The following is a 10,594-nucleotide window of genomic DNA, read 5'->3' on the forward strand; positions in this document are numbered from 1 at the left end:
CCCCATGTTCTACGTGCAACGCGATGCACTAGGTCAGCTGCTTCGGGTAGAAGCCGCGGCCTTCGATGGGTACACGGAGGAGTTGCCGGCCGACCACGCCGAGGTTCAGGAATGGTTCGCCGACGATGTTGTCGAGAACAGCCTCAAGCAACTCAAACAAAGCGACCTGGACATGATCCGGGTGCTTGAAGATTTGATCGAAGTGCTGACCACCAAAGGCGTGATCAGCATTACCGACCTGCCAGCCGGTGCGCAGGCCAAGTTGCTCAACCGATCCAGTGCGCGTGAAGCCCTGGGTGGCCTGAACAACCTGATCGATGACAGCGAGGAAAGCGGTCTGATCTGATCGCTGCGGGCCTCCCTCAGGCCCGCTCAGCCTGTTTAGCGCCAGGGCGCGGGCTCACCCACCAATCGTCCCTGAACGCCCTGGATACCCATCTCACGCAGCACCTTGAGCTCTCCCTCGGTTTCTACTCGCTCGGCAATCAGCGGTAGGTCGATGCTGTGCGCGGCGCGCTGGATCGCCTCGATGAACAGACGTTTGTGGCGTTCCTGGTCGATGGCGCGAATATAGCTGCCGTCGATCTTCAGGTACGCCAGCCCCAGGTGGGCCAGGTTGCCGATCATGCTGAAGCGACCACCAAAACGCTGCAGGCTCAAGCTGTAACCCAGTGTGCGCAAGCGCCGGGTCAACTGCTCCAGCACCGCTTGCTCGGGCAACTGCTCTTCACCAATTTCCAGGGTCAGCCGCGGGCCCAACGAGGGTTGCTGGCCGAGCAGTTCATAGATGCGCTGCAATGCCTTGGGATCGGCCAGGGTGGCCGCCGACAAGTTCAGCGCCAGCGCTTCGGTGTGAGTCTGCAGGTGCTTGAGCACCTTTTCGAGCATCAGCACGTCGAGCCGTGCCGACCAGCCAAAGCGCTCCAGCCAGGGCAGGAAGCGCCCGGCGGCAATGGCCTGGCCTTCGGCGTCGAGCACCCGCGAGATCACCTTGTAGTGCAGCACCTTATCCGGTGCATTGCAGTCCACCACCGGCTGGAAGAACAACTCGAATCGCCCTTGCTGCAGCGCCTCGTCCAACAACGTATGCCAGGCGTGATGGGTATCGCCGGCCTGCGGCGCGGTACCTTGCTCAAGACATACCCAGCCCGGTTCCACCTGGCTCTCGGCCCGGGCCAGGGCTTCATCGGCCAGCTTCAGCAATGCCTGCGGCGAATCGCCCGGGCTGTAGGGCGCCATGCCGATGCAGGCGACCGGGGTGACATCGGTAGCGCCAGTGTCGGCCAGGCTCTGCAGCGTCACTTCCAGGGCCTGGGCCAATTGCACCGCCTCTTCATGCACCAGCCCCGGCGCCAGCACCGCGAACTCGCCGCCACGGCTACGGGTGATGAGGTTGTTGGTTTCCGGGTAGTTGGCGCAGGTGCGTTGTAGTTGCTGCCCGACCGCCTGGAGCAACTGGTCGGTGCGCTGGCCACCCAGGCGCTGGTTGAGCCCGGCCAGGTCCTTGACCCGCAATAGCAACAGGTAACCTGGGCGGGCTTCTTCGATGTTGCTGACCTGGGCGTTGAGCTGCATCTCGAAATAGCGACGGTTGGCAAGGCCGGTCAGGCTGTCCTGGTAGGACTCGACCCGTAGCTTCTCGCTGCGCTCGGCCTGTTCCTTGAACAGTGCCTTGAGCTTCTCGACCATCTGGTTCATGGCCTGGACCACCCGGCGAAGTTCAGGGGTGGTCGGCAAGTCAGGCAGGCTGAGAAACTCCCGGCGGGCAATGGCATGCGACTGCTCCACCATATAGTCCAGCGGTTTGAGCTGGCGCCGCAGCAACAGGGCGCCCAGCACGGCGCTCAACGCCCCGCACAGCAGCAACCAGCCCAGGCTGCCCAGGGCGCTTTGCCAGAGCTTGGCCAGGGCGAACATCGGGTGACTGACCACCTCGACCCGTGCCGCCTGCTGCCAGCCGCGGCTGACGATGGCGTCACCTCCGGCGGGCTCAAGGCCGATCAGTCTAATGAACCAGGCCGGCACGCTGGCCGCATCCGCCTCAGCGTGACGCTCCACCAGCACGGCGTTGGAACCCAGGTCGATGACCTTGATGCTTGAGTAATAACCACTGTCGAAGATCGAGCTGACCATCAGCTCGACCATCGCCGGGTCGTCGATATTCGGGGTCAGCGACAATGCCAGGGCGGTGGCCGCATCCTGGGCGTGAGAGCGCAACTGGTTGACGTATTGGCTGCGCGAGCTCTCCAGGCTGACCATGAAGCTGCCGCTGAAAGCGACTACCAGGAACAGGCAGATGGCAAGCAGCAATTGTTTGAACAGTGACATCTGTGCTCCTTTAGTAAACCGGCTCGGCCGGGAAACCTTCGGCCTGCATCTTTTTCAGTAGATCCTGCCAGCGCGACAAGCGTTTCGTGTCGCCGACCTTTTTGTTACCCCCTGCCCCCGTCAGCCACAACCCTTCACCATTGAAGGAATAGACCGGCAGCAGGTCGGTACGCTCACTGGCGGGCTTGATCGCGTCCATCAGGCTGTCGAGTACCAACGGCATGGCGTTGGGGCTCGAATAGTAGGTCAAGACCATGTGCGCGCGGTTCTGACGCAGCGCCTTGACGTAGGTGATACGCAGCTTTTCTGCTGGTACGCCCATGCGCCGCAGGCTGAAGTACTTGGCGATAGCATAGTCTTCGCAATCGCCCTGCCCCTTGATCAGGGACTGTATGGGCGTTGCCCAGTAGTCGACCTCACGCCACAGGTCGATGTCTTCGACATAGCGCAACTGGTGGTTGAAGAACAGATTGACCCGCTTGAGCTGTTCGGCCTCGCTGCCCTGCTTCTGCGCGGTCAACAGGTTCTGCCAGGCATCGATACGACCTTGTCCCGCCCCCATTGGCCCGTACAGGGACTGGGCGCGACGGCTGATCTGGGAGAAGTCCCAATCGGCCTGCAAGCTGCCCAGCAGCAGGCAGCCGAGCACAACGGCAAGCCCCAGCCGGCGCATGGTCAAGTGAACAGCCCAACGTTTCGCCACTGCGAGAACCCGCGCAGACTCGTGGAAAAGCACCGATGGTGCGGCCTTGTCCATTAAAAAACAATGGCACCTTACAATCATTGCGCCACCCCCCTTGCTGGCCTGCGGCATAGTCTTGGCCAGCCGCTCTGTCGGCGCAGCTTCCCTTGGGGAAAAACTTCATTCACGATAGCAAGTACCGCCGCGGCCGTGGCCTGCCGGCAACGTTGGACGCCCGTCCCCCGCGGTTTGACATGCACTCATCCTCTAACTAGTGTGATTGGATCCAATTCCGAGCACGCCTCCACACAAGGGCAGCGTAAAGCGTGACCGATAAATCCAGACCTCTGAGCGAAATACTGGGCGGCGAGCAAGTGCCTCCGCACCTGGCTCGTAGTGTGATTGAAGAGCGGTTGCGCAGCGCTATTCTCGATGGCCGCCTGGTACCCGGCCAGGCCCTGCGTCAACAGGAGCTGGCCACCTTGTTCGGCGTCAGCCGGATGCCGGTGCGCGAAGCGCTGCGCCAGCTTGAAGCACAGTCGCTGTTGCAGGTGGTGGCGCACAAGGGGGCCGTGGTCGCACCGCTGATCGGTGAAGATGCCATGGACACCTACGCCCTTCGGGTGATCCTGGAGTCCGAAGCCCTGCGCCAGTCGGTCCCGCGGCTTGGGCCAGAAGACATAACCCTGGCCCGCAGCTATATCGCGCAATTGGAAAACGAAACCCGCCATGCCGAGATTGGTCGGCTCAATCGCCTGTTTCACATGTGCCTGTACAGCAAGGCCAGCAACAAGAAACTGCTGCGCCTGATTGAGATCGAACTCAACGAAGAAGAGCGCTTCCTGCGGTTTCACTTGTCTTCCATGGGCCTGGGCAAGCTGACCCAGGATGACCATAACGCGCTGGTGGACGCCGCCAGCGACAAGTCGGTCGAGGACGCCATCCATATTCTCGAGCGTCACTTGAACAAGGCCGAAATCACCATCAAGGCCTACCTCAACAGCCGAACCGCCGAATAACCCCAATCACACCCTCCGCTTGGTTGCCGCTGCCACCAGGCTGCGATCGGTCGCGAAGCAGTCGTACATGGCGACGGCTGCACAGTAGATTGCAGCCCGGTAGCAGAGGCTGCGACTTCCCAGCGAAGCGCTGTTCGAGAAAAGTTGCAAAATATTCCCGGCGCCCCAACAATGCGACTAATTATCATTTGTGACCCCTCCAGCAGCGCACCTACATGTCCCCTCAAGCGTCCGTGCATTCGCTTTACAGTCATCACCACAGTTGGTTGAACACCTGGCTGCGCAGCAAGCTGGGGAATGCCGCCGATGCAGCGGACCTCGCCCAGGACACCTTCGTGCGCCTGTTGCAGCGCAGCGAGCAGTTTGAACTGACTGCCCCGCGAGCATTCCTGCGCACGATCGCCCGGGGCCTGGTGATTGATCATTGGCGCCGTGAAGAGCTCCAGCGGGCCTACCTTGAAGCCCTGGCGCATCTGCCTGAGGCAGATGTCCCATCGATCGAAACCCGTGAGCTGCTCCTGGAGTTGCTCGAACGCATCGCGCTGATGCTCGACGGGCTCAAGCCCAAGGTCCGCCGGGCATTTCTGCTCGCCCAGTGTGAAGGGCTGACGCACAAGGAGATCGCCGAGCAGATGGGCGTATCCCTGCGCTCGGTAGAGCGTTATGTGGCCGATGCGCTGTATCACTGTTATCTGCTGCGTTATGAGTCGCAGGATTAAACGGCAATGAGCGTTCTGAATCCCGCGCCCCGGGTGGTCAAGCAAGCCATTCACTGGATGCTCAAACTGCGCGAAAACGGCAATAACCCTCACCTGCTGCAACAGTGTGAACACTGGCGCGCGGCGCATCAGGAGCATGAGCTTGCCTGGCAACGGGTGCAGTTATTGCACCGGGAGTTGAACCTGCGCTCGCTACCCGGTGCCGGAGTCGCTTTGCAGACGCTGGAAAACAGCAACCAGCGTCTGCATCGACGTCAGGCGCTGAAGCTGCTCAGTGGCGCCGTAGTACTCGGTTCCGCCGCCTGGCTGGGCAAGGATTTCCGGGCCCTCGATAACTGGACGTCAGACTTTGCCAGCGGCACGGGTGAACGCCGCAGCTTCCGCCTGCCCGATGGCTCTGTACTGCAACTGAACACCGACAGCGCCGTCGACCTGGCCTTCAACAGCAAGCAGCGCCTGATCCGCCTCAAGCGCGGCGAAATGATGCTGACCTGCGCCAATGACACGGCCAATGTGGCCGGCCGTCCACTGTTGGTACAAACACCTCACGCCCTGCTCGAAGGCTTCGATGGCCGCTTCGTGGTACGCCAGGAGCCGGACTGCACAAGGGTGAGCGTCAGCCAGGGCAGCGTGGCGGTGCATGCACCTGGGACGCTGCAATGGTTCAGCACAGGCCAGTCACTGCGAGTCGATGCCCAGGGCGTCAGCCTGCTCCAGCATTTGGACATGGATGCCGGGGCCTGGGCCGAAGGCCTGATCGTGACCCGCGATATGCGCCTCGCCGATTTTGTCGCCGAGGTAGGCCGGTACCGACATGGCATGCTCGGCTGCGCCGATGACATTGCCGATCTGCGCTTGTCAGGGGTGTTCCGCCTGGAAGACACCGACAAGCTGTTGCAACTGCTGCCCCAGACGTTACCGGTCAAAGTCAGTTACCGGACACGCTGGTGGGTGCGCCTGGAACGACAGGCGTGATTTTTTGCAGACATTTCTGGCGGGTTTTTCTCGCGAGTCCGGCTAGGACAGTAAGCGACCTCTTCTGCCCTTACCGACTCAACGGATGTTCTCCATGCGCAATGTTTCGCCTTTGCTGCGGCCCACCAGCAAGAATGATTTTCAACCTTTCTTAGATTCTTCCTGCCGCGGCACCCTGGGCAACGCTATCCGCGCCGCCCTGCTCGGCACGGCCCTGGGAGTGGCTGCATTGCCTACACTGGCGCTGGCAGAACAGGCCGGTAGTGTGAGCCAGCAGTACAACATCCCGGCTGGCTCGCTCAACGAAGTACTCAACCAGTTCGCCCGTCAGGCGGGTATTACACTATCGAGTACGCCTCAGTTGACCGAAGGCCTGCAATCACCCGGGCTATCGGGCAGCTACAGTGCCGACCAGGCCTTGCGCCAGTTGCTCAATGGCTCCGGGCTCGAAGCCAGCAGCCAGGACGGCAGCAGCTATGTATTGCATGCTCAGACGCAGGACGCTGCCCTGGCCCTCCCTACTACCGAGGTGCGCGAGTTTGCCCTGGGCAACGCGCTGGGTAGCATGGAAGGCTACAACGCGACCCACAGCCAGGTAGCGACCAAGACCAGCATGGCCCTGCTGGAAACGTCACAATCGGTCTCGGTAGTCACCCGCCAGCAGATGGACGACCAGGGCTCGCAGACCGTGGCGCAGGCCATGCGCTACACCCCTGGCGTACTGACCAACCCGTACGGCGCCACGCACCGCTACGACTACGTGGCCATGCGCGGCTTCAACGATGGTTCTGTGGATAACATCTACCTGGACGGGTTGAAGTCCATGGGTGACAACGGCACCTACAGCACCATGCAGGTCGACCCGTATTTCCTCGAGCGCATCGACATTCTCAAGGGCCCCTCCTCGGTGCTCTATGGGCGCAGTTCGCCGGGCGGCCTGGTTGCCCTTACCAGCAAGAAGCCACTGTATGAGACCTTCCGTCAGGTGCAGGCGACGGTGGGGACCCAAGGACAACGGGGCGCCGGGTTCGACTTCAGTGGCCCGCTGGATGATGACAAGCGCATCGCCTATCGCCTGACGGGCCTGGCCGATGCTTCCGACACCCAGTTCGATCACAACAAGGAAGAGCGCTATGCACTGGCGCCTTCAGTCAGTATCAACTTCAGTGAAGACACCTCACTGACCCTGCAGGCTTATCTGCAGCATGACCCCAACGGCGGCTATCACGGCGCCCTGCCGGCAGACGGCGCACTGCATCCACGCAATGGCCTGCGGCTGTCCGATCACTTCTTCGAGGGCGAGCCCGACAGCGACAATTACGAGCGCACTCAGCAGTCCTTCAGCTATCAGTTCGAGCATCGCTTCAACGATGTCTTCACCGCACGACAGAACTTCCGCTACCAGGATTCAGACGTGTCGATGGACCAGGTCTACTTTGCCGGCTGGGCCGACCCCGCTACCAACGAGATGAACCGCGCCTATACCGGTGGTGATGAGCGACTGCATTCATTCATCGTCGACAATATGCTGCAGGCTGAATTCTTCACCGGCTCGGCCAAGCACACCTTGCTTACCGGTGCCGACTATCAGCGCCGCAAGGCCCGAGTGGACTGGCGCTACGGCACCGTCAACAGCCTGGACGCCGGGAGTCCGCAGTATGGCAATGGTGACCTGCAGATCCTCGGTGAGAACCGCTACCTGCGCCGCCTGCAGCAGACCGGCGTGTACATGCAGGACCTGATTGAACTGGACAACTGGCGCTTCTCGCTGGGTCTTCGTCAGGACTGGGTGAAGACCTCCGAGGAAAACCGTGACATCGAAGGCAGCCGTGTCAGCGATTCGCCGACCAAGCTGACCGGGCGGGCGGGTGTGCTGTATGTGTTCGACAACGGCATCGCGCCGTATATCAGCTACTCCGAGTCGTTCAACCCCAACAGCGTTTCCGACCAGAACGGCAAGCCCCTGGCACCCACCGAAGGCACCCAGTGGGAAACCGGTATCAAGTACCAGCCACCCGGTACCGACAATCTGTTCACGGCGTCGGTGTTCCACATCGAGCAGGAGAACCTGGCGTCCAAGCAACCGAACGAGGACTTCTATCGTCCAGTCGGCGCGGTTCGTTCCCAGGGTGTAGAGCTGGAAGCGCATGTGCAGGTGAGCGACAACCTCAAGGTGTTGGGTAGCTACACCTTCACCGACATCGAGTACTCCAAAGCGATGCCGAGCCTGGTAGCCGCCGACCTGGACAACAATGGCAACTCACCGACCCAGGCGCCGCGGCATATGGCGTCGCTGTGGTCCGACTACAACTTCCGCCAAGGCGCCCTGGACGGGCTGCGTCTTGGCGGTGGCGTGCGGTACGTGGGCTACAGCTGGGTCGACGCGGAGAACACCATGAAGGTGCCCTCCTACACTCTGTTCGACGCCTCGGTGGGATACGACTTGGGCAAGGTCGGGCTCAAGGGTATGGATGTCAGGCTCAATGCCAACAACCTGACCAATGAGAGCTACATCGCCTCCTGTGCCAGCCTGAGCTACTGCTACATGGGCGAAGAGCGCAACGTCGCTGCCACGGTCAGCTATCAGTTCTGATCCTACGGCTATGAACCCCAAAGCCAGCACCTGATTCCGGGGCTGGCTTTGTCGCATCTGGCGACTTCAACTCGGACTTTCGATCATGCGTCATCTCTACGTTTTAATGCACCGCTACCTTGGCCTGGTCACGGCCCTGTTTCTGGCCATGGCTGGCCTCACCGGCAGTGTGCTGGCCTTCCATCACGAACTGGACGAATGGCTCAACCCCTCTTTCTATGAAGCAACGGCGGTCGGTGAGCGGCAGCAACCCGGTGCGCTTGTGGATAAGGTTCAGGCCGATCATCCACGGCTGCAGGTCTGGTATATGGAATACCCCAACGAGCCGGACATTCGGCGTTGCTGGCAGCCGTACCACGCAATGATCCGGCTACCGGGCAACCCTATGCCGAAAAGAACACGGTTTTCTATCTCGATCCGGTGAGCGGGCAGACGCTTGGCCAGCGATATTGGGGCGAGTGCTGCTTCTCGCGTGAGAACTTCATGCCGTTCATGCTCGAGTTGCACTACAACCTGACCCTGCCAGGCAATTGGGGAATTCTGTTGATGGGCGTGGTGGCCATTCTCTGGGTGGTCGACTGCTTTATCGCCGTGTTACTGACCCTGCCTCGAGGGCGGCCGTTCTGGCGCAAGTGGTCCACTGCCTGGAAGATCAAGGGCGGACATGCGTATCGAATGAACATGGATATCCACAGGGCCGGTGGTTTGTGGCTGTGGTTGTTGCTGGTGCCGGTGGCAATCAGCAGTGTGGCGATGAACCTGCCGACCCAGGTGTTCAAGCCGGCGGTGTCGTTGTTCTCGCCTGTGGAGCCAAGCGTCTATGAGGCCCGAGGCGGCGTACCGAAGGAAGAATTGGGGCAGACACTGCTCACTTATCAACAGGCCTATCAGCTGGCTCAGCAAGAGGGTCAGCGCTTGGGGCTGACGGCACCGATCGGTGAGCTGTACTACAGCTTCGAGTACAACTTCTACGGCGCAGGCTTTGGCCAGCACGACACGGATGCCCAGGGTAAATCCTGGTTGTTCTTTCACGGCACAGACGGGCAGTTGCTGGGTAAAGAGATCGCCGGGCAAGGCACCTTGGGGGAACGTTTCTATCGCTTGCAGTTACCCATACACGGCGGACGCATCATCGGGGTGACGGGTCAGGTATTGATTGCGGTACTGGGGGTGATGATTGCAGTGCTGTCGTTGACCGGTGTGTACATCTGGTGGCGCAAGCTGCAGGCACGGCGTAGTGGCAAGGCACGGAAGGTGTAAACCCTGCCCCCAGAAAGACAAAACCCCTGTCTGCAGGGCAGACAGGGGTTCTGGAATTGAATCTTGACGATGACCTACTCTCACATGGGGAAACCCCACACTACCATCGGCGATGCATCGTTTCACTGCTGAGTTCGGGATGGGATCAGGTGGTTCCAATGCTCTATGGTCGTCAAGAAATTCTGTGTGCCGGTCCGTCTGTAACAACGTGCCAGCGAATTCTTGATGCTTCTACTCTAAAGACAAAACCCCTACCTGCATGTGCAGATAGGGGTTTCGGAATTTAATCTTGACGATGACCTACTCTCACATGGGGAAACCCCACACTACCATCGGCGATGCATCGTTTCACTGCTGAGTTCGGGATGGGATCAGGTGGTTCCAATGCTCTATGGTCGTCAAGAAATTCTGTGTACCGGACCGTCTTTCGACACTCCAGCAAATCGGGTATGTGATGATTGTGAGCTGCAAACTTTCGGTTCGTTTCGTCTTCACAACACCGCAATCTGGTCATTCGACGCAAATTGCTTGGGTGTTATATGGTCAAGCCTCACGGGCAATTAGTATTGGTTAGCTCAACGCCTCACAGCGCTTACACACCCAACCTATCAACGTCGTAGTCTTCGACGGCCCTTCAGGGAGCTCAAGGCTCCAGTGAGATCTCATCTTGAGGCAAGTTTCCCGCTTAGATGCTTTCAGCGGTTATCTCTTCCGAACATAGCTACCCGGCAATGCCACTGGCGTGACAACCGGAACACCAGAGGTTCGTCCACTCCGGTCCTCTCGTACTAGGAGCAGCCCCTCTCAAATCTCAAACGTCCACGGCAGATAGGGACCGAACTGTCTCACGACGTTCTAAACCCAGCTCGCGTACCACTTTAAATGGCGAACAGCCATACCCTTGGGACCGGCTTCAGCCCCAGGATGTGATGAGCCGACATCGAGGTGCCAAACACCGCCGTCGATATGAACTCTTGGGCGGTATCAGCCTGTTATCCCCGGAGTACCTTTTATCCGT

General features: G+C 60.1%; 7 protein-coding genes, 3 rRNA genes and 1 pseudogene (1 of these 11 running past the window's edge). 6 read left to right on the plus strand and 5 right to left on the minus strand.

What is annotated here, in order from left to right; genetic code table 11:
- Window positions 1-4 precede the first annotated feature (4 nt).
- On the plus strand, window positions 5-346 hold the full coding sequence (locus tag ABVN19_RS21920; RefSeq protein WP_028944945.1) for a hypothetical protein: 342 nt from the start codon (window positions 5-7) through the stop codon (window positions 344-346).
- Between the two features lie 35 nt (window positions 347-381).
- Here the strand turns inward: ABVN19_RS21920 and lapD are convergent, their stop codons facing one another.
- Window positions 382-2,328: a cyclic di-GMP receptor LapD gene (gene lapD / locus ABVN19_RS21925; RefSeq protein WP_105642840.1), complete on the minus strand. Its 1,947-nt coding sequence runs from the start codon at window positions 2,326-2,328 to the stop codon at window positions 382-384.
- A gap of 10 nt (window positions 2,329-2,338) precedes the next feature.
- Window positions 2,339-3,001, minus strand: coding sequence for a cysteine protease LapG (gene lapG, locus ABVN19_RS21930; protein WP_105642841.1), 663 nt, complete (start codon window positions 2,999-3,001; stop codon window positions 2,339-2,341).
- A gap of 335 nt (window positions 3,002-3,336) precedes the next feature.
- Here lapG and ABVN19_RS21935 point away from each other — a divergent pair, with 335 nt between their 5' ends.
- The 5 genes and pseudogenes from ABVN19_RS21935 (at window position 3,337) to ABVN19_RS21955 (ending at window position 9,576) form a co-directional block, all read left to right on the plus strand.
- Window positions 3,337-4,029: a GntR family transcriptional regulator gene (locus ABVN19_RS21935; RefSeq protein ID WP_028944948.1), complete on the plus strand. Its 693-nt coding sequence runs from the start codon at window positions 3,337-3,339 to the stop codon at window positions 4,027-4,029.
- 215 nt (window positions 4,030-4,244) lie between these two features.
- Window positions 4,245-4,748, plus strand: coding sequence for a sigma-70 family RNA polymerase sigma factor (locus ABVN19_RS21940; RefSeq protein WP_105642839.1), 504 nt, complete (start codon window positions 4,245-4,247; stop codon window positions 4,746-4,748).
- A 6-nt stretch (window positions 4,749-4,754) separates the two neighbouring features.
- A complete protein-coding gene (locus tag ABVN19_RS21945; protein WP_105642838.1) occupies window positions 4,755-5,723 on the plus strand; it encodes a FecR family protein in 969 nt (322 codons plus the stop codon).
- 175 nt (window positions 5,724-5,898) lie between these two features.
- Window positions 5,899-8,316 (plus strand): TonB-dependent siderophore receptor, encoded by a 2,418-nt coding sequence (locus ABVN19_RS21950; protein WP_256585955.1) that lies wholly within the window; start codon window positions 5,899-5,901, stop codon window positions 8,314-8,316.
- Window positions 8,317-8,401: 85 nt separating this feature from the next.
- Window positions 8,402-9,576: pseudogene (locus ABVN19_RS21955) on the plus strand (PepSY domain-containing protein).
- 61 nt (window positions 9,577-9,637) lie between these two features.
- Here ABVN19_RS21955 and rrf (ABVN19_RS21960) read toward each other — a convergent pair.
- The 3 genes from rrf (ABVN19_RS21960) to ABVN19_RS21970 form a co-directional block, all read right to left on the minus strand.
- A 5S ribosomal RNA gene (gene rrf, locus ABVN19_RS21960) occupies window positions 9,638-9,753 on the minus strand.
- A gap of 110 nt (window positions 9,754-9,863) precedes the next feature.
- Window positions 9,864-9,979: ribosomal RNA gene (gene rrf, locus ABVN19_RS21965) — 5S ribosomal RNA — on the minus strand.
- Window positions 9,980-10,115: 136 nt separating this feature from the next.
- A 23S ribosomal RNA gene (locus ABVN19_RS21970) occupies window positions 10,116-10,594 on the minus strand; it runs 2,412 nt beyond the window's last position.

This window comes from Pseudomonas vranovensis (genome assembly GCF_040438935.1).
Taxonomy (GTDB): domain Bacteria; phylum Pseudomonadota; class Gammaproteobacteria; order Pseudomonadales; family Pseudomonadaceae; genus Aquipseudomonas; species Aquipseudomonas vranovensis.